Here is an 18094-nt window from a genome sequence, read left to right as displayed (position 1 = left end):
CTGCCTGAAGGTACATGATACCATACGCTTTGCAGTGCTTCAGGGTTTCAGCCGAGCGCAAACATTCGGCGTGGCAGTCCGTGTCCGAGCCGAGAAAGCATTGTCGAGGCGAGAACAGCCTGAGCGATTGCCGATGCTTGAAAGCCGGGCGGCAGTCTGCCACAAGGGCCGCTCGATTAGAGCGTGCGATGTGAGCAGGACCAGGCAATGAAGGCATTTTTCGTGCAGATAAAATGCGATCTGGGCAAGGCCTACGACGTTGCCAGCGCCCTGGCCGATGCCGAGATCGCTTCGGAAATCTACTCGACAGCCGGAAACTACGACCTGCTCGCCAAATTCTATGTCGACGACGAGGAAGACATCGGCCACTTTGTCAACGAGAAAGTGCAGATTCTTCCCGGCATCAAGGACACGTTCACGGTCGTCACCTTTCGCGCGTTTTGATCCGCATCCGGCATCTGCCCGGACACCAGGCAAAGCCTGATCAAGGCCCTATTGGTGCTGCCTTAATTTTAGGCAAGTGCGATATACTGATCGCCGGCGCCCAACAAATCACCGATTGCGCTTGATTTTCTCCAGCCAGGCCAGTGAAATGGCGCCACAGGGGAGTATGCGATTGGCAGCGTTCGATGAAATGCTTCCGGAAGTTTCCGGGCTGAGAAAACCGTATTCGGCTTACGATCGCTGGCTGAAGGAACAGGACCCGGCCAGACTTACCGAGAAGATGCAGGACGCCGAACGCGTCTTTCGCAAGACAGGCATCACTTTCGCCGTCTACGGCGAGCAGGAAGCATCGGAGCGGCTGATACCCTTCGATATCGTTCCGCGCATCATTTCGGGCAACGAATGGCGACGGCTGACGCAAGGCATCGAGCAGCGCGTCCAGGCGCTGAACGCCTTTCTCGACGACATCTACCATCGCCAGGAGATCTTACGCGCCGGCCGGGTGCCGAAGGAGTTGATCGCCAAGAACGAGGCGTTCCTGCCCGAGATGATCGGGGTGCGGCCGCCGGCCGGCGTCTATACCCACATCATCGGCGTCGACATCGTACGCATCAGCGAGAACGAGTTCTACGTGCTGGAGGACAACGCGCGCACGCCGTCCGGCGTCTCCTACATGCTGGAGAACCGCGAGACGATGATGCAGCTCTTTCCCGAGCTGTTCCAGCAGATCAAGGTGCGGCCGGTTGAGAATTACCCGCAGCTCTTGCGCCAGTCGCTGGCGGCAGTGCGGCCGCAAAGCACCAAGGGCGCGCCGACCATTGCCGTGCTGACGCCGGGCAGCTTCAACTCGGCCTATTTCGAACATGCTTTCCTTGCCGACCAGATGGGCGTGCAGCTTGTCGAGGGGCAGGATCTGCGCGTCGTCGATGGCCATGTCGCGATGCGCACCACCGAGGGCTACAAGCAGATCGACGTGCTTTACCGTCGTGTCGACGACTCGTTCCTCGATCCGCTGACCTTCCGCCCCGACTCGGCACTTGGCGTGCCGGGCATTATGGACGTCTACCGCGCCGGCAACATCACGATCGCCAATGCGCCGGGAACCGGCATCGCCGACGACAAGGCGATTTATTCCTACATGCCCGAAATCGTCGAATTCTATACCGGCCGCAAGGCGATGCTCGGCAACATCCCGACCTGGCGCTGCTCGGAGCCGGACAGCCTGAAATACGTGCTCGAGCATATCGATGAATTGGTGATCAAGGAAGTCCACGGCTCCGGCGGTTACGGCATGCTGGTCGGCCCGGCGGCGACCAAGAAGGAATGCGAAGAGTTTTCCAAAAAGGTCGCGGCAAAACCGTCGAACTACATCGCCCAGCCGACGCTTGCGCTGTCGACCTGTCCGATCCTGACGGACAAGGGGCTGGCGCCGCGCCATGTCGATCTGCGCCCCTATGTGCTGGTTTCCGACCGCATCCAGATCGTGCCCGGCGGGCTGACCCGAGTAGCGCTCAAGGAAGGCTCGCTGGTCGTCAATTCCTCGCAAGGCGGGGGCACGAAGGATACGTGGGTGTTGGATGATTAGAGTGAAAGTAGTGAATAGTGAATAGTGAATAGTGAATAGGTAAGGATGTGGGTCGTTGATGTTGGTGAAATGCCCTGAAGTGAAGCGCGCGGAATCGTGCCCTGGAATCCGGATAGTCACCATTCACCATTCACCTTTCACTATTCACCACAGGACCGCCTGACATGCTTCTCGGCCGCACCGCCAACGGGCTCTACTGGATGAACCGCTACATCGAGCGGGCGGAAAACATGGCGCGGCTGGTGGATGCCGGCTTGCGCATGGCGCTGACTCGTACTCAGAACGCTTCGGAGGAGTGGAATTCGGTGCTGCTCAGCGCCGGTTCGGACGCCAGCTTCACGCAGAAATATTCCGACTACACCGCCGCCAATGTCGCCGACTATCTGCTGCGCGACACATCGAACCCGTCGAGCACGATGTCGTCTATCGAAACGGCCCGTAACAATGCCCGCATGGTGCGTACCGCACTGACGCGTGAGACCTGGGAAAGCATCAACGAAGCCTGGATGTCGCTGAAGCGGATACTGGCCAAGCCGATCGACGAGCGCGACCTGCCCAACGCGCTCGACGCAATCAAGCGCGAGACGGCGCTGATCCGCGGCTCGTTCTACGGCACGATGCTGCGCAACGAGATTTTCGATTTCTCGCAGCTCGGCACTTATGTCGAACGCGCCGACAACACCGCGCGTATCCTGGATGTGAAATACTACGTGCTGTTGCCGTCGATCTCCTGGGTCGGCTCGACGCTCGACAACTACCAATGGGAATCGATCCTGCGCTCGGTGTCGGCGCACCGTTCCTATCGCTGGGTCTATGATGCCGACTACAAGCCGAGCAACATCGCCGATTATCTGATCCTCAACGTCCGCATGCCGCGCTCGCTGACCTTTTGCTACCGCTTCCTGACGGAGCATCTCAAATTCCTGGGTGACGACTATGGGGAGCGCCACGCCTGCCATGCGACGGCTGCCAAGACCCAGGCCATGCTGACGGCCGGGTCGATCAAGGATATTTTCGACGCCGGCCTGCACGAATTCCTGGCCAATTTCATCCGCGACAACACCAGGCTCGGCGACGAGATCGCGCAGGATTACAGGTTCTATTGAGCATGACCCCAAAAAGCGGAGACCGGTTTTCGGAAAAGGTCATGCTCCAGGGACGAGTGCGATGCGGCTGAAGATCACCCACCTGACGGAATACCGCTACGATGCGCCGGTGCATTATCTGTTGCAGCGTTTGCGGCTGCTCCCGGTGAACGGGCGCACCCAGACGGTGCTGTCCTGGGCGCTGAGGATCGAAGGCGCACGCGAGGAAGTGCGCTTCACCGACCATTTCGGCAATGATACCCGGCTGTTGAGCGTCGAGGGCGAGCGCGACTTCATCACCGTCGAAGCAGCCGGCGAAGTGGTGACGCGCGACACCGCTGGCGTCTGCGGACCGCACCAGGGTTTCGCGCCGCTCTGGCTGTTCGGCCAGGAAACGCCGCTGACGACGATCGGCAGCGGCATTCGCGAGCTTGCTGCCTCGGTCGGCAAGGGTACCGACATCGAAAGGCTGCACCGGTTGATGGCGGTGATCGGCGAGCGCGTCGCTTATACGCCGGACACCACCAACGTGACGACGCCGGCCGAAGAGGCCTTGGCGCTCAAGACCGGCGTTTGCCAGGACCACAGCCACATCTTCGTTGCCGCGGCGCGTGCCATGGATTTTCCGGCCCGCTATATCAGCGGCTACCTGATGATGGATGCGGCCATCGAGCAGGCGGCAAGCCACGCCTGGGCCGAGGCGCATGTCTCGGGCCTCGGCTGGGTCGCCTTCGATGTCGCCAACGGCATTTCTCCGGACGAGCGTTATGTGAAGGTGGCGACCGGCCGCGATTATCGCGACGCCACGCCGGTATCTGGAATTCGGCTGGGACAGGCGGAAGAACAGCTTGCGGTCACCGTCACCGTGGAGCAGTAATCCCCGGCAAGATTGTTGCCAAAGAGATTCGATGACCTATTGCGTCGGCCTGAAGATCGATCGCGGGCTCGTGTTCATGTCGGACACGCGCACCAACGCCGGCATGGATTCGATCTCGACCTTCAGGAAGATGCATGTCTGGGAAGAGCCGGGCGAGCGCGTCATCGTTTTGATGTCGGCCGGCAATCTGGCGACGACGCAGGCCGTGGTCAGCCTGCTCGACGAACGCACCAAGGCAGTGGCGGAGCGCCGTGCCACACTGCTCGAAACGCCCTCCATGTACCAGACAGTCCGGTTGGTCGGAGACACCGTCAAGGAGGTCATCGCCAGTTCGTCGCCGGCGGGCGAAAAGGCGGATTCCTACTTCAACGCCTCCTTCATCCTCGGCGGTCAGATCAAGGGCAGCGCGCCGCGCCTGTTCATGATCTATCCGGAAGGCAATTTCATCGAATCCACCGAGGACACGCCGTTCTTCCAGATCGGTGAGACCAAATACGGCAAGCCGATCATTATCCGCGCTTATGAAAGGACGATGAGTTTCGCCGAGACGGTGAAGTTACTGCTGGTGTCGTTCGACTCGACGCTGAAGTCGAACCTGTCGGTCGGCCTGCCGCTCGACCTGCTGTTCTATGAAAAGGACACTTTCAAGGTCGGCCTCAAAAAGCGAATAACCCAGGACGATCAATATTATCGTACGATCTCGGATAGCTGGTCGAACGCGCTGAAGACCGCCTTTGCCAGCCTGCCTGATTTTCCCGAATGAAAACCTTCGTTTTTCGTGCTCTTTGATCGCGGCTCGATGAGGCGCTACGGAGGCGAAGATGAATAGCAACGAATTCCGCGAATGGTCGCTGCGAGCGGCTGAATGGGGCGCCGACTACAGAAACAGCCTTCGCGAAAAACCGGTGCGGCCGCTTGTCGAGCCGGGCGAAATCTTCAAAAGCATCGATGCCGCGCCGCCGGAAGACGGCGAAACGATGCAGGCAATCTTCGCCGATTTCGAACAAAAGATCTTGCCGGGCATGACGCACTGGCAGCATCCGCGTTTCTTCGCCTATTTCCCGGCTAACGCGGCACCGGTCTCCGTCGTGGCCGAGTATCTGGTTTCCGCGATGGCCGCGCAATGCATGCTCTGGCAGACCTCGCCGGCGGCAACCGAGCTCGAGACGCGTGTCGTCGACTGGATGCGGCAGGCGCTTGGTTTGCCGGAGGGATTTTCCGGCGTCATGCAGGATTCGGCTTCATCGGCGACGCTTGCCGCCGTGCTGACAATGCGCGAGCGCGCGCTCGACTGGCAAGGCAACAAGAACGGCTTGCAAGGGCAGCCGGTCGTGCGGATCTATTCTTCCGACCAGGTCCATACTTCTATCGACCGGGCGATCTGGGTGTCGGGCATCGGCGAGGCGAACCTCGTGCGCATTCCGGTCGCCGGACGCTTCCGCGCCATGCAGACGGCGGCTCTGGAAGCCGCGATCGTTACCGACCGCGAAAACGGCATGCTGCCGGCGGGCATCATCGCCAGCGTCGGCGGCACAAGTACCGGCGGCACCGACAATGTGGCGGCTGTTGCCGAGGTGGCGAAGCGGCACGGGCTCTACCTGCATGTCGATGCCGCATGGGCCGGCTCCGCCATGATCTGCCACGAGTTCCGGCATTTCTGGACCGGCGCCGAAAATGCCGATTCCATCGTCTTCAACCCGCATAAATGGTTGGGGGCACAGTTCGATTGCTCGATGCAGTTCATCCGCCAGCCGGAAGACCTGGTCCGCACGCTGGCGATCAAGCCCGAATTCCTGAAAACGCATGGCCGCGACGGGGTCATCAACTACTCCGAATGGTCGGTGCCGCTCGGACGGAGGTTCCGCGCTCTGAAACTTTGGTTCCTGCTGCGTGCGCATGGCTTGGAAAATCTGCGGAACATGATCCGCAACCATGTTGCCTGGAGCGAGAGCCTCGCCGCGCGGCTGGCTCGGGAACCGGATTTCGAGATCGTCACGGAACCGATGCTGTCGCTATTCTCATTCCGCCATCTCGCGGCTGCGGCCATCGACTCTGACGAGCACAATTTGCGGTTGGTCAGCGCGATCAACGATGACGGCCGCATTTACCTGACGCAGACCCGGGTGGACGGGCAGGTGGCGATCCGCTTTCAGGTCGGGCAGTTCGAAACGACTGCGGCGGACGTCGATACTGCGTTCGAGGTCATCACTGAGATCGCGCGTGGGCTGAGTTGATAGCCTCGTCGAGATCGCGCCGGAGCTTTTCTCGCTGCAGTCGTCCGATTTTCATTAGCCGGCCCATACCTGTTCATGGCTTTCGTTTTCAGCTATAGACGAGAAAAACGAAAATGAGAGGGTTGCTAGATGTATCTGTCGCCGCGTCATTCCGAAATCATCCAGATGGCCAAGGACCATGGCCGCGTACTGGTCGAGGAGCTGGCGACGCATTTCAACGTGACGCCGCAGACGATCCGCAAGGATCTCAACGATCTCTGCGACCAGCGGCTTTTGTCCCGCATCCATGGCGGGGCATTGTTCCCCTCCGGCATCGAGAACATGGAATATGAGGCTCGGCGCAAGATCGCCGCCGAGGAGAAGGAGGCGATCGGCCGCGCAGCAGCCCGGCTGATCCCCGACAACGCGTCTCTGTTCATCAATATCGGGACAACGACGGAAGCTGTCAGCAAGTCGCTTCTCGATCACAGCGGCCTGATGGTCATCACCAATAACATCAATGTTGCCAACAGGATGCGCATATATCCTTCGATCGAGGTGGTGATCGCCGGCGGTGTCGTCCGCGGTTCCGACGGCGGTGTGGTCGGCGAGGCCGCGGTCGATTTCATCAGGCAGTTCAAGGTCGATTTTGCGGTGATCGGCGCCTCGGCCATCGACCATGACGGCGCACTGCTCGACTTCGATTTTCGCGAGGTGAAGGTGGCTCAGGCGATCATCGCCAACGCCCGACATGTGATCCTGGTGTCGGACCAGACCAAATTCGAGCGCACCGCGCCCGTCCGCATCGGCCATCTGTCGCAGGTCAACACCTTTATCACCGATCGTTGCGACATCCCGTCGGTGCGTAAGATCTGCCAGGAGGCAGAAGTTCAGCTGATCGAAACGTCGCTCTCCTAGAGATGCCGTAGCGGCATCTTCCGCCCATCATATTTCGTTTGACATTCGTTATCATTTCGAAATAATTCCGCTACGGTTTCGCAAGAACCCAAAAATGCTGCAATGCGAAGTCGAGGGAGGATTCTTTGAGCGCATCACCGATTCATGACATTTTCGTCATCGGTGGCGGCATCAATGGCTGCGGCATCGCCCGCGATGCCGTTGGACGTGGCTTTTCGGTTTTTCTTGCCGAGATGAACGATCTGGCCAGCGGGACCTCTTCCGGCTCGACCAAACTGATCCACGGCGGCTTGCGCTATCTCGAATTCTACGAATTCCGTCTGGTGCGCGAAGCGCTGATGGAACGCGAGGTCCTGTGGAGGAACGCGCCGCACATCATCTGGCCGATGCGCTTCGTGCTGCCATACGCCAAGGGACTGCGTCCGGCCTGGCTGATCCGGCTCGGGCTTTTCCTCTACGACCATATTGGCGGGCGCAAATTGCTGCCGCCGACGAAAACGCTGGACATGGCCAAGGATCCGGCCGGCAAGCCGCTGAAGCCGCTGTTTCGAAAGGCGTTCGAATATTCGGACGGTTGGGTCAACGATGCCCGGCTGGTTGTGTTGAACGCCCGCGACGCTGCCGAGCGCGGCGCAACCATTCGAACCCGAACAAAGGTCGTCAGCGCACGCCGCGAAGGCAATCTCTGGACGGTCAGGCTTGAAAATGTGCGGACCGGCGATACCGAGGAGGTCAAGGCGCGGCTGCTGGTCAATGCCGCCGGCCCGTGGGTCGATCAGGTGCTGTCGGCCACCGTCGGCTTGAACGACGTGCACAATGTCCGCCTCGTACAAGGCAGCCACATCGTCGTGGGCACGAAATTCGACGACCCACGCGCCTATTTCTTTCAGAACAAGGACGGGCGCATCATTTTCGCCATCCCTTACGAGGACGAGTTCACGCTCATCGGCACCACCGACCGTGACTATCCCGGCGATCCGCACAACGTCAGGATCAATGACGCCGAGATCGACTATCTCTGCGCTGCGGCAAGCGAATATTTCGCGCAGCCGGTCAAGCCGTCGGATATCATCTGGACCTATTCCGCGGTGCGACCGCTCTACGACGATGGCGCCTCAAAGGCGCAGGAAGCCACCCGAGACTATGTGCTGAAGGCCGATGGAGGCGAGGGTGCCGCCCCGATCGTCAACGCCTTTGGCGGCAAGATCACGACCTACCGCCGATTGTCGGAATCGATGCTCGAGAAGATCGAGGGTTTTCTCGGCAAGCGCGGCAAACCATGGACGGCAAACGCGCCGCTGCCTGGCGGTGACTTTCCCGTCACCGGCTTCGATGCCGAGGTGGCGAAACTGAAAACGGCGTACCCGTTCCTCGACGCCCGGCTGGCCCGCCGGTTGACCCGGCTCTACGGCACCCGCGCAAGGAAGCTGCTGGGCCTCGCCAAGTCGAACGTCGATCTTGGCCGCAACTTCGGCGCCGATCTCTACGAAGCCGAGGTGCGCTACCTCGTCGAAAACGAATGGGCGATGACTGCCGAGGATGTATTGTGGCGCCGGACCAAGCGCGGCCTGCGTCTCAGCCGTGAGCAGGCGGCAGTGCTCGACGAGTTCATGCGCGGAATAAGCCGGCAGCACGTAGCGGCTGCCGAATAGGAACGGCCGACTGATGCAGAAAGCCTGGGAGGAGGCATCATGCTTGAACTGAGAAACGTGACGAAGACGGTGGGTGCGGCGGAACATATCCGCGACGTCTCGCTGACGCTTCAGCACGGCTCGCTCAACGTCCTGCTCGGGCCGACGCTCTCCGGCAAGACCAGCCTGATGCGGCTGATGGCGGGCCTCGACGTGCCGACCTCGGGCTCGGTCTGGTTCGATGGCAAGGATGTCACCGGCATGCCGGTGCAAAAGCGCAACGTCGCCATGGTCTACCAGCAATTCATCAATTATCCGGCGATGACGGTCTACGAAAACATCGCCTCACCGCTGCGGGTGGCCGGCACGGATCAGGCAACGATCGACAGGGAGGTGCGCAATGCCGCCGCCCTTCTCAAACTAACGCCCTATCTCGACCGGACGCCTCTCAGTCTGTCGGGCGGCCAGCAGCAGCGCACCGCGCTGGCCCGCGCGATCGTCAAGAATGCCAGCCTCGTGCTGCTCGACGAGCCGCTCGCCAATCTCGACTACAAGCTGCGCGAAGAATTACGCGCGGAACTGCCGAAAGTCTTCGCGGCCGCCGGTACAATCTTTGTTTATGCCACGACCGAGCCGCACGAAGCCTTGCTGCTCGGCGGCAACACGGCGACGCTTTCCGAAGGCAGCATCACCCAGTTCGGGCCGACCATCGAAGTGTTCCGCAAACCGGTTGATCTGGTGACGGCGAGAACCTTCGCCGATCCGCCGCTCAACACCATCGTGCTTGCCAAGAAGGGTCTGGATTTCCTGCTCGAGGGCGGCGTGAAATTGCCGGTGCCGGCGGAACTCTTCGGCATTGCTGATGCGATCTATACGATCGGCTTCCAGCCGCATCATTTGTCCCTCGATCGGCCCAACGCCGCCGCAGTGCCGGTGCGCGCAAAGGTGACGATCACCGAGATCACCGGATCGGAAAGCTTCGTCCATCTCGATTTTGCCGATGCGCGCTGGGTCATGCTGACCCATGGCATTCGCGACTTCGAGCCGGACGAGGAGGTCGAGGTGTTCATCGACCCGCGCCACATCATGGTCTTCGACGAGCACGGCCGTGCCGTGGCCGCGCCGAAGCTGGCGGCCTAGGAGGAAGCGATGGCGCGCATCGATGTCAATCATATCCGCCACTCCTATCTGCAGAACCCGCGCACGGATGCCGATTTCGCGCTGAAGGAAGTGCACCACACCTTCGAGGATGGCGGCGCTTATGCGCTGCTCGGCCCATCCGGCTGCGGCAAGACCACGCTGCTCAACATCATTTCGGGATTGCTGCATCCCTCGCATGGCCAGCTGCTGTTCAACGGCAGGGACGTGACCAATCTGTCGACCCAAGAGCGCAACATCGCCCAGGTCTTCCAGTTCCCGGTGATCTACGACACGATGACCGTCTACGACAATCTGGCGTTCCCGCTGCGCAATCGCGGCGTGCCGGAGCCCGACGTCGACCGCAAGGTGCGCGAGACGCTGGAGATGACCGGGCTGGCCGATATGGCCAAACGAAAGGCGCGCGGACTGACCGCCGACCAGAAGCAGAAGATCTCGCTCGGGCGCGGGCTGGTGCGCTCCGACGTCAACGCCATCCTGTTCGACGAGCCTTTGACAGTCATCGACCCGCATATGAAATGGGTGCTGCGCTCGCAGTTGAAGCAGCTTCACCGCCGCTTCGGTTATACCATGGTCTATGTCACGCATGACCAGACCGAGGCGTTGACCTTCGCCGACAGGGTGGTCGTCATGTATGACGGCGAAATCGTGCAGATCGGCACACCGGCGGAGCTGTTCGAGCGCCCGCGCCACACCTTTGTCGGCTATTTCATCGGCTCGCCCGGCATGAATGTCATGCCGGTGGCGATCGACGGCAAGACAGCGAAGCTGGGCTCGCAGCAGATCGAACTGCCGGGCGTGCCCAAGGCGGGCGGCGGCGCCATCGAACTCGGCATCCGTCCCGAATATGTGCGCCTAGGCAGCCAGGGCATGGCCGTCCGGATCAGCAAGGTCGAGGACGTCGGCCGCCACAAGGTGGTCCGTGCCAATCTTGAAGGGCGCGAGATCGCCGCCGTCATCGGCGAGGACGAGACAGTTCCGGCTGATCCGAAGGTGCGGTTCGACCCGGCCGGCATCAACATCTATGCCAATTCCTGGCGCGTCGAGATGGGAGCCTGAAGTGGAAAAGACCTGGAACAACAGAGCCTGGTTCCTGGTGCTGCCGGTGCTGCTGCTGGTGGCGTTCTCGGCGGTCATACCGCTGATGACGGTCGTCAATTATTCGGTGCAGGACACTTTCGGCAATAACGTCTTCTTCTGGGCCGGCACGGAATGGTTCGAGGAACTGCTTTCCTCCAGCCGCTTCTGGCAGGCGATGATCCGCAACCTTGTCTTCTCCTTCATCATCCTGGCGATCGAAGTGCCGCTCGGCATCTTCATTGCGCTCAATATGCCGAAGAAGGGTTGGGGCGTGCCTGTTTGCCTTGTTTTGATGGCGTTGCCGCTGCTGATCCCGTGGAACGTCGTCGGCACCATCTGGCAGGTGTTCGGGCGCAACGACATTGGCCTGCTCGGCTATTACGTCAACGCGCTCGGCATCGACTATAATTATGTGCAAGACCCATACGACGCCTGGGTCACGGTCATCATCATGGACGTCTGGCATTGGACCAGCCTCGTCGTTCTGCTCTGCTATGCCGGCCTGGTCTCGATCCCGGATGCCTTTTATCAGGCGGCCAAGATCGACGGTGCCTCGCGCTGGGCGGTGTTCCGCTACATCCAGCTGCCGAAGATGAACCGCGTGCTGCTGATCGCCGTGCTGCTGCGCTTCATGGATAGCTTCATGATCTACACCGAACCGTTCGTGGTGACCGGCGGCGGACCCGGCAACTCGACGACCTTTCTTTCGATCGATCTCGTCAAGACGGCGCTCGGCCAGTTCGACCTCGGCCCGGCGGCGGCGATGTCGCTGGTCTACTTCCTTATCGTCCTGTTGTTGTCATGGGTGTTCTACACCGTGATGACCAATTACGACGCGGAGCGCTGAGATGAGCCGCACCGAAGAGAGAGCCGACAGGGTGAGCGAGACGACAGCTTCGGAAGGGCTCGCCAGCACGCTACGGCAGGACGAGATCGCACGGCTGATGCGCCGTCGCGGCGAGGAGTCGCGTTGGTGGTGGATCGTGCCGACGCTCTACATCATCGTTCTGCTTTTGCCGATCTACTGGCTCATCAATATGAGCTTCAAGACCAATGGCGAGATCGTCTCGTCGCTGACGCTCTACCCGCACGCACCGACATTGGCGAATTACCGCACCATCTTCACCGACGCGTCCTGGTATTCGGGCTACATCAACTCGATCACCTATGTGGTTATGAACATGGTGATTTCGGTGGCTGCGGCGCTGCCGGCGGCCTATGCCTTCTCACGCTACCGCTTCCTCGGCGACAAGCATCTGTTCTTCTGGCTGCTGACCAACCGCATGGCGCCGCCGGCGGTGTTCGCGCTGCCATTCTTTCAGCTTTATTCGGCCTTCGGCCTTATCGACACCCACATCGCCGTGGCTCTGGCGCATTGCCTGTTCAACGTGCCGCTGGCGGTGTGGATCCTCGAAGGCTTCATGTCGGGCGTACCCAAGGAGATCGACGAGACCGCCTATATCGACGGCTATTCGTTCCCGCGCTTCTTCATCAAGATATTCATGCCGCTGATTGCGAGCGGCATCGGCGTGGCGTGCTTCTTCTGCTTCATGTTCTCGTGGGTCGAGCTGCTGATCGCCCGCACGCTGACGACCACCGACGCCAAGCCGATCGCCGCGACCATGACCCGCACCGTTTCGGCCGCCGGCATGGATTGGGGGCTGCTCGCCGCAGCCGGCGTGCTGACGCTGATTCCCGGCGCGCTCGTCATCTGGTTTGTGCGCAACTACATCGCCAAGGGCTTTGCCCTGGGGAGGGTATGATGGAGCAGGTCGACAGAAGCCCATGGTGGTGGGCCGTGCTGTTTCTCGCCCTGGTCGTCGTGGCCTGGGTGGCACTTCAAATCGATTTCGTGGCAATAACGGTGGGCTTCAGCGATCCGGCCAATATCCGCCTGTGGGGATTTAACCTCTCGTCCAACCTCGATTTTTCGTGGATGGCCTGGACGTGGCCGACCGCGGCCTTCTTTGGAACCATCTTTCTGCTGCTTTGCGGCATGGCGGCGTGGGAATACGTCTCGCCGGGCGGCAATCCGCGCGTCGGCGTGCTGCGGTTCGAAACGACGCGTGGCGACCGCCTGTTCCTGTCGCTGCTTGGCAGCGCCTTTATCCATCTCGCTTGGCTGGGTCTAGTCGGACCCAATCTGTGGTGGGCTCTCGCTCTCTCCGTGGTCTACGCCGTCGGCGTGTTCCGCTACGTATAGAGGGGGAAACTGTTGGAACGGCGGCGTGCCGGCCGCCGATCCAGATCGCACTTTGAACTTTAACAGTGGAGGAAATACATGCGACGGCAATTCTTGACATCAACAACTGCGCTTGTCCTATTGCTCGGGGCAAGCAATGCCTATGCCGGAATGGACGAGGCCAAGGCCTTCCTCGATAAGGAAATCGGGCCCCTTTCGACGCTTTCGCGCGCCGACCAGGAAGCCGAGATGCAATGGTTCATCGATGCCGCGAAACCTTTCGCCGGCATGGATATCAAGGTGGTTTCCGAAACCATCGCCACGCATCAGTATGAATCGCAGGTGCTGGCGCCGGCCTTTACGGCCATCACCGGCATCAAGGTTACGCATGACGTCATCCAGGAAGGCGACGTCGTCGAGAAGATCCAGACCCAGATGCAGACCGGCCAGAACCTCTATGACGGCTGGGTCAACGATTCCGATCTGATCGGCACGCACTGGCGCTACCAGCAGGTGCGCAACCTGACCGACTGGATGGCAGGCGACGGCAAGGATGTCACCAACCCGAATCTCGACCTGAAGGATTTCATCGGCACTTCGTTCACCACCGCGCCCGACAAGAAACTCTACCAACTTCCCGACCAGCAGTTCGCCAACCTCTACTGGTTCCGTTACGACTGGTTCAACGACGAGAAGAACAAGGCGGACTTCAAGGCCAAATACGGCTACGACCTCGGCGTGCCGGTGAACTGGTCGGCCTATGAGGACATTGCAGCGTTCTTCACCGGGCGTGAGATCGACGGCAAGAAGGTCTACGGCCATATGGACTATGGCAAGAAGGACCCCTCGCTCGGCTGGCGGTTCACCGACGCCTGGCTGTCGATGGCCGGCAATGGCGACAAGGGCATTCCGAACGGTCTGCCCGTCGACGAATGGGGCATCAAGGTCGACGAGAATTCGCGTCCGGTCGGTTCCTGCACGGCGCGCGGCGGCGACACCAATGGTCCGGCTTCTGTCTATGCCATCCAGAAGTACCTCGATTGGCTGAAGGCCTATGCACCGGCGGAAGCCCAAGGCATGACCTTCTCCGAATCGGGGCCAGTTCCGGCGCAGGGCGCGGTTGCCCAGCAGATCTTCTGGTACACCGCCTTCACCGCCAGCATGGTCGACGCCAGCGCCAAGGCGGTGCTGAACGACGACGGCACGCCGAAGTGGCGCATGGCGCCGTCGCCGCATGGCGTCTACTGGAAGGACGGCATGAAGCTTGGCTATCAGGACGTCGGTTCCTGGACGCTGATGAAGTCGACGCCGACCGACCGCGCCAAAGCCGCCTGGCTCTACGCGCAGTTCGTCACCTCGAAGACGGTCGACGTGAAGAAGAGCCATGTCGGCCTGACCTTCATCCGCGAGAGCACGATCCACGACAAGAGCTTCACCGAACGTGCGCCAAAGCTCGGCGGCTTGATCGAGTTCTACCGCTCGCCGGCGCGCGTCCAGTGGTCGCCGACCGGCACCAACGTGCCGGACTATCCGAAGCTGGCACAGCTCTGGTGGCAGGCGATCGGCGATGCTTCGTCGGGTGCCAAGAGCGCGCAGGAAGCGATGGACTCGCTCTGCGGCGAGCAGGAAAAGGTGATGAGCCGCATCGAGAAGTCGGGCGTCCAGGGCGATATTGGCCCGAAGATGGCCGAAGAGCATGACCTCGCCTACTGGAATGCGGACGCGGTCAAGAAGGGCAATCTCGCTCCTCAGCTCAAGATCGAGAACGAGAAGGAAAAGCCGGTCACCATCAACTACGACGAGCTGGTGAAGAGCTGGCAGCAATAGGACCGTTTGATGCGGGCGTCCGCGCCCGCATCGCCATGCTCAGGGGAGGCGGCATGTTGCCGTCTCCCCTGTTTGCGTGAACGGCTCCGCGCCATCTGGCGTCGAGACATCGCAGCACCTTTGAACTCGCTTCGACGGGAGAGAGAATGACCGGATATATCCTTGCAATCGACCAGGGGACGACATCGAGCCGGGCGATCCTGTTCGACGACAAGATGAAGGTCGTCGGCAGCGGGCAAAAGGAATTCACCCAATATTATCCGGCCTCCGGCTGGGTCGAGCACGATCCCGAGGAGATATGGGCAAGCGTCGTGGAAACGGTGAAAGCCGCGCTGAAGACAGCCGGCCGCAACGCAGCGGAAGTCGCCGCGATCGGCATCACCAACCAGCGCGAAACCGTCGTCATCTGGGACAAACAGACCGGCAAGCCGATCCACAACGCGATTGTCTGGCAGGACCGCCGCACCGCGCCGCTATGCCAGAAACTGAAGAAGCTGGGGCTGGAGAAGAAATTCACGAAAAAGACCGGCCTGCTGCTCGATCCCTATTTCTCCGGCACCAAGATCGCCTGGATGCTGGACAAGGTGAAGGGCGCCAGAAAACGCGCCGAGAAGGGCGAACTGCTGGCCGGCACCATCGATAGTTTCCTGATTTGGCGCCTGACTGGCGGCAAGGTCCACGCCACTGACGCCACCAATGCCTCGCGCACACTGGTCTACAACATCGAACAAAACGCCTGGGACGACGAGCTGCTGGCCATTTTCGGCATACCTGCAAGAATGCTGCCGCAGGTGAAAGATTGTGCCGATGATTTTGGAATCACCGACAAAAGCCTGTTTGGTGCACAGATTAGAATCCTCGGTGTGGCCGGCGACCAGCATGCGGCGGCGATCGGCCAGGCCTGTTTCGAGCCAGGCATGATGAAATCCACCTACGGCACCGGTTGCTTCGCGCTGCTCAACACCGGCAGCGATCTGGTTCGTTCGAAGAACCGGCTTTTGACCACCATCGCCTACAGGCTGAACGGCAGGACCACCTACGCTCTGGAAGGCTCGATCTTTATCGCCGGCGCCGCCGTGCAATGGCTGCGCGACGGAATCAAGGTAATCGGCAGGGCCGAGCATAGCGGCAAATTGGCAGAGGAAGCCGATCCGACGCAGAACGTCTATCTGGTGCCGGCTTTCGTCGGGCTCGGCGCGCCCCATTGGGATGCCGAAGCGCGCGGCGCCATCTTCGGGCTGACCCGCAATTCGGGGCCGGCGGAATTTGCCCGCGCGGCACTGGAATCAGTCGCGTTCCAAACGCGCGACCTGCTTGATGCCATGCGCAAGGACTGGAAGGGCGCGTCGGCCAAGACCGTCCTCAGGGTCGATGGCGGCATGGTGGCGTCAGACTGGACCATGCAGCGGCTGGCCGACATTCTCGATGCGCCGGTAGACCGGCCGACAATTCTCGAGACGACAGCACTCGGTGCGGCTTGGCTGGCCGGCTCGAAGGCGGGTGTCTGGCCGAAGGCCGCGGAATTCGCCAGGAGTTGGGCGCTCGAGCGCCGGTTCAAGCCGGACATGGATGCTTCGACACGTGCCGCCAAGCTGGCAGGTTGGCGCCACGCTGTGCGCAGGACGCTAAGTACGCAGGCAGGGATGCCACCGGATTCGCACTAATGAAAAACCCGCGCCGTTTCGGGCGCGGGCTTGCAGCCTCTAAACTGGGACTCAGTAAGGCGACCGGCACTGCCGGCGCGGACCGTAGTTGGGCTGGTAAGTGTTGTCAGAAGCGCGATAGCTCCGATAACGGTCATAGCACCACTGCACGTGGGCATCGCCACGATAGACACGATTCTGGTTGACGATCGCGCCGGTAATCAGCGCTCCAGTAGCAAACGCAGCCAGCGGGAACCAGAAATCGCCGTGACGGCGATAGCCGCGACGATATTCGCGATAGCCGCGATGGCCACGCCAGTACATGCCGTCGTCACGCGAAAAATTGCGACGGAAATCGCGACGCGAGAAATCGCGATTGAAATTCCGGTGCCTCCGCCACGGCTCGTACTGGACGGTCTGGACATTCGAGGTGAGCCCCTCGGCAGGGGGCGCATAGCTGGGCTGAGCGTTGACTGGCACGATCTCCGCGGCAGCGAATGAGATCGAAAGAGTGGTCGCCAGCAGGCCCGACATGATCCTATTCATGGTCTTCTCCTTGAAACGCATGTCCCTTATCGCGGGAAACGGGCAGGCTGCGCAAATTGTTCCGCCAAAAATCCCAAGTTGCTGATCCGCAAAGGTTCTTCCGATTTGCTGCTTGCCTTTGTCGGCATAGAGGGCGAGCTTCGGCCTTGCGCGAGAGGGAGGCAGTTCCGTCAACGCCGAAGCGCTTCGCCAGGCATGATGACGCGGCAGGAAAGTCCGGTTTGGGAGCCGTCTTTTTCCGGTTGACCGGCAGAGGCACTCTCCCTATGTTCCGCGCAATTTCGAGGGCGGCCTTTCTGAGCCCGCGGGAGCGCGTAGCTCAGCCGGTAGAGCAACTGACTTTTAATCAGTAGGTCATGGGTTCGAATCCCATCGCGCTCACCACAATCAAGATGTACGGCCCGGAGACATGGGTAACAGTTTGTACCTAAGACATGGGTGACAACCTCGTGCCGAACGCATCCAGTGGCTTTAGCCGCCCGCCCCATCGTCCATCATCGTGCCGGTGAGTGCCTCATAGGCTCTGCTGCACAGCTGTGAATTCGGACAATCCTTCACGATAGGCACTGGCACCACGGTGAGAACTGCTGCGGCAAGGATTTGCGGGCACAGACCGACGGCGCTTACCTTTCTGCCGAACACGCCGGCCAGGAAAAAGTAGAGACCCTGGGCCATGCAGGCTGCCGTCAGAATGCCCAAAAGCGTGCTGGTTGCTCTTGCGAAGGGCGTTATGTAGCCGTCGGGAAAACCCAGCATGCCGAGATCCATCGACCATTTCAGCGCCAGCATGACGCTCAACGCTGCCCAAACGAGGGCCGTCGTACGAGTGAACAGCGTCTGCTTTGGCTTCTCACCTAGATCAGTCATGGAATCACGTCGGAATTGCGTGCCGGGACATGCGCAAG

The 18094-nt window shown here is 60.7% G+C and carries 17 protein-coding genes and 1 tRNA gene; 16 read left to right on the top strand and 2 right to left on the bottom strand.

The genetic code is table 11. The features are described from left to right. The first annotated feature begins 207 nt into the window (after window positions 1-207). The 15 genes from NKJ81_RS12245 to glpK all read left to right on the top strand — a co-directional run bounded on the left by NKJ81_RS12245 (window position 208) and on the right by glpK (window position 16664). On the top strand, window positions 208-444 hold the full coding sequence (locus NKJ81_RS12245) for an Lrp/AsnC ligand binding domain-containing protein (protein WP_023674883.1): 237 nt from the start codon (window positions 208-210) through the stop codon (window positions 442-444). A gap of 172 nt (window positions 445-616) precedes the next feature. Then, complete coding sequence (locus tag NKJ81_RS12240) at window positions 617-2029, top strand: circularly permuted type 2 ATP-grasp protein (protein ID WP_352540591.1); 1413 nt, start codon at window positions 617-619, stop codon at window positions 2027-2029. Window positions 2030-2193: 164 nt separating this feature from the next. Continuing rightward, window positions 2194-3135: an alpha-E domain-containing protein gene (locus NKJ81_RS12235; protein WP_352540590.1), complete on the top strand. Its 942-nt coding sequence runs from the start codon at window positions 2194-2196 to the stop codon at window positions 3133-3135. A gap of 61 nt (window positions 3136-3196) precedes the next feature. After that, the gene (locus NKJ81_RS12230; protein WP_352448779.1) at window positions 3197-3991 is read left to right on the top strand and encodes a transglutaminase family protein; all 795 of its coding nucleotides are present in this window, start codon (window positions 3197-3199) and stop codon (window positions 3989-3991) included. A gap of 31 nt (window positions 3992-4022) precedes the next feature. Further along, window positions 4023-4754: a proteasome-type protease gene (locus NKJ81_RS12225; RefSeq protein WP_352540589.1), complete on the top strand. Its 732-nt coding sequence runs from the start codon at window positions 4023-4025 to the stop codon at window positions 4752-4754. Window positions 4755-4812: 58 nt separating this feature from the next. After that, on the top strand, window positions 4813-6225 hold the full coding sequence (locus NKJ81_RS12220; protein WP_352540588.1) for a pyridoxal phosphate-dependent decarboxylase family protein: 1413 nt from the start codon (window positions 4813-4815) through the stop codon (window positions 6223-6225). 129 nt (window positions 6226-6354) lie between these two features. Then, window positions 6355-7122: a DeoR/GlpR family DNA-binding transcription regulator gene (locus NKJ81_RS12215; RefSeq protein ID WP_023674889.1), complete on the top strand. Its 768-nt coding sequence runs from the start codon at window positions 6355-6357 to the stop codon at window positions 7120-7122. 125 nt (window positions 7123-7247) lie between these two features. After that, window positions 7248-8774: a glycerol-3-phosphate dehydrogenase gene (glpD, locus tag NKJ81_RS12210; RefSeq protein WP_352540587.1), complete on the top strand. Its 1527-nt coding sequence runs from the start codon at window positions 7248-7250 to the stop codon at window positions 8772-8774. Window positions 8775-8813: 39 nt separating this feature from the next. Next, entirely contained in the window at window positions 8814-9893 is a 1080-nt protein-coding gene (locus tag NKJ81_RS12205) for an ABC transporter ATP-binding protein (RefSeq protein ID WP_352540586.1), read from the top strand. Window positions 9894-9902: 9 nt separating this feature from the next. Further along, window positions 9903-10970 carry an ABC transporter ATP-binding protein gene (locus tag NKJ81_RS12200; RefSeq protein ID WP_352540585.1) on the top strand — a complete coding sequence of 356 codons (1068 nt, stop codon included), beginning with the start codon at window positions 9903-9905 and terminating at the stop codon, window positions 10968-10970. A 1-nt stretch (window position 10971) separates the two neighbouring features. Beyond that, entirely contained in the window at window positions 10972-11838 is an 867-nt protein-coding gene (locus NKJ81_RS12195; RefSeq protein WP_023674893.1) for a carbohydrate ABC transporter permease, read from the top strand. 1 nt (window position 11839) lies between these two features. After that, on the top strand, window positions 11840-12754 hold the full coding sequence (locus tag NKJ81_RS12190; protein ID WP_352448784.1) for a carbohydrate ABC transporter permease: 915 nt from the start codon (window positions 11840-11842) through the stop codon (window positions 12752-12754). A gap of 173 nt (window positions 12755-12927) precedes the next feature. Further along, window positions 12928-13194 carry a DUF2160 domain-containing protein gene (locus NKJ81_RS12185; RefSeq protein ID WP_031211283.1) on the top strand — a complete coding sequence of 89 codons (267 nt, stop codon included), beginning with the start codon at window positions 12928-12930 and terminating at the stop codon, window positions 13192-13194. Window positions 13195-13272: 78 nt separating this feature from the next. Then, window positions 13273-15000: an ABC transporter substrate-binding protein gene (locus NKJ81_RS12180; RefSeq protein ID WP_352540584.1), complete on the top strand. Its 1728-nt coding sequence runs from the start codon at window positions 13273-13275 to the stop codon at window positions 14998-15000. A 146-nt stretch (window positions 15001-15146) separates the two neighbouring features. Continuing rightward, window positions 15147-16664 carry a glycerol kinase GlpK gene (gene glpK / locus NKJ81_RS12175; RefSeq protein WP_352540583.1) on the top strand — a complete coding sequence of 506 codons (1518 nt, stop codon included), beginning with the start codon at window positions 15147-15149 and terminating at the stop codon, window positions 16662-16664. A 51-nt stretch (window positions 16665-16715) separates the two neighbouring features. Here glpK and NKJ81_RS12170 read toward each other — a convergent pair whose 3' ends face one another. Further along, window positions 16716-17189 (bottom strand): BA14K family protein, encoded by a 474-nt coding sequence (locus NKJ81_RS12170; protein ID WP_352540674.1) that lies wholly within the window; start codon window positions 17187-17189, stop codon window positions 16716-16718. Between the two features lie 308 nt (window positions 17190-17497). Between NKJ81_RS12170 and NKJ81_RS12165 the strand changes: the two genes are divergently transcribed. After that, window positions 17498-17573 (top strand) — tRNA-Lys (locus tag NKJ81_RS12165). 87 nt (window positions 17574-17660) lie between these two features. On the opposite strand, the gene NKJ81_RS12160 is transcribed toward NKJ81_RS12165, so the two are convergent. Further along, window positions 17661-18056 carry a hypothetical protein gene (locus tag NKJ81_RS12160; RefSeq protein WP_352540582.1) on the bottom strand — a complete coding sequence of 132 codons (396 nt, stop codon included), beginning with the start codon at window positions 18054-18056 and terminating at the stop codon, window positions 17661-17663. Between the last annotated feature and the right edge of the window lie 38 nt (window positions 18057-18094).

The sequence above is a fragment of the Mesorhizobium sp. M0018 genome, from assembly GCF_040323955.1.
GTDB lineage: Bacteria > Pseudomonadota > Alphaproteobacteria > Rhizobiales > Rhizobiaceae > Mesorhizobium.
The sequence above is the reverse complement of the archived record's forward strand: the minus strand, read 5'-3'. Positions and strand labels throughout refer to the sequence as shown.

What these genes read in the sequence shown, in the direction of transcription:
- NKJ81_RS12230 (WP_352448779.1), top strand. Translation starts at nt 3,197, where the DNA reads ATGCGGCTGAAGATCACCCACCTGACGGAATACCGCTACGATGCGCCG.
- NKJ81_RS12185 (WP_031211283.1), top strand. Translation starts at nt 12,928, where the DNA reads ATGGCCTGGACGTGGCCGACCGCGGCCTTCTTTGGAACCATCTTTCTG.
- NKJ81_RS12205 (WP_352540586.1), top strand. Translation starts at nt 8,814, where the DNA reads ATGCTTGAACTGAGAAACGTGACGAAGACGGTGGGTGCGGCGGAACAT.
- NKJ81_RS12220 (WP_352540588.1), top strand. Translation starts at nt 4,813, where the DNA reads ATGAATAGCAACGAATTCCGCGAATGGTCGCTGCGAGCGGCTGAATGG.
- glpK (WP_352540583.1), top strand. Translation starts at nt 15,147, where the DNA reads ATGACCGGATATATCCTTGCAATCGACCAGGGGACGACATCGAGCCGG.
- NKJ81_RS12180 (WP_352540584.1), top strand. Translation starts at nt 13,273, where the DNA reads ATGCGACGGCAATTCTTGACATCAACAACTGCGCTTGTCCTATTGCTC.
- NKJ81_RS12225 (WP_352540589.1), top strand. Translation starts at nt 4,023, where the DNA reads ATGACCTATTGCGTCGGCCTGAAGATCGATCGCGGGCTCGTGTTCATG.
- NKJ81_RS12215 (WP_023674889.1), top strand. Translation starts at nt 6,355, where the DNA reads ATGTATCTGTCGCCGCGTCATTCCGAAATCATCCAGATGGCCAAGGAC.
- NKJ81_RS12245 (WP_023674883.1), top strand. Translation starts at nt 208, where the DNA reads ATGAAGGCATTTTTCGTGCAGATAAAATGCGATCTGGGCAAGGCCTAC.
- NKJ81_RS12235 (WP_352540590.1), top strand. Translation starts at nt 2,194, where the DNA reads ATGCTTCTCGGCCGCACCGCCAACGGGCTCTACTGGATGAACCGCTAC.
- NKJ81_RS12170 (WP_352540674.1), bottom strand. Translation starts at nt 17,189, where the DNA reads ATGAATAGGATCATGTCGGGCCTGCTGGCGACCACTCTTTCGATCTCA.
- NKJ81_RS12190 (WP_352448784.1), top strand. Translation starts at nt 11,840, where the DNA reads ATGAGCCGCACCGAAGAGAGAGCCGACAGGGTGAGCGAGACGACAGCT.
- NKJ81_RS12200 (WP_352540585.1), top strand. Translation starts at nt 9,903, where the DNA reads ATGGCGCGCATCGATGTCAATCATATCCGCCACTCCTATCTGCAGAAC.
- NKJ81_RS12160 (WP_352540582.1), bottom strand. Translation starts at nt 18,056, where the DNA reads ATGACTGATCTAGGTGAGAAGCCAAAGCAGACGCTGTTCACTCGTACG.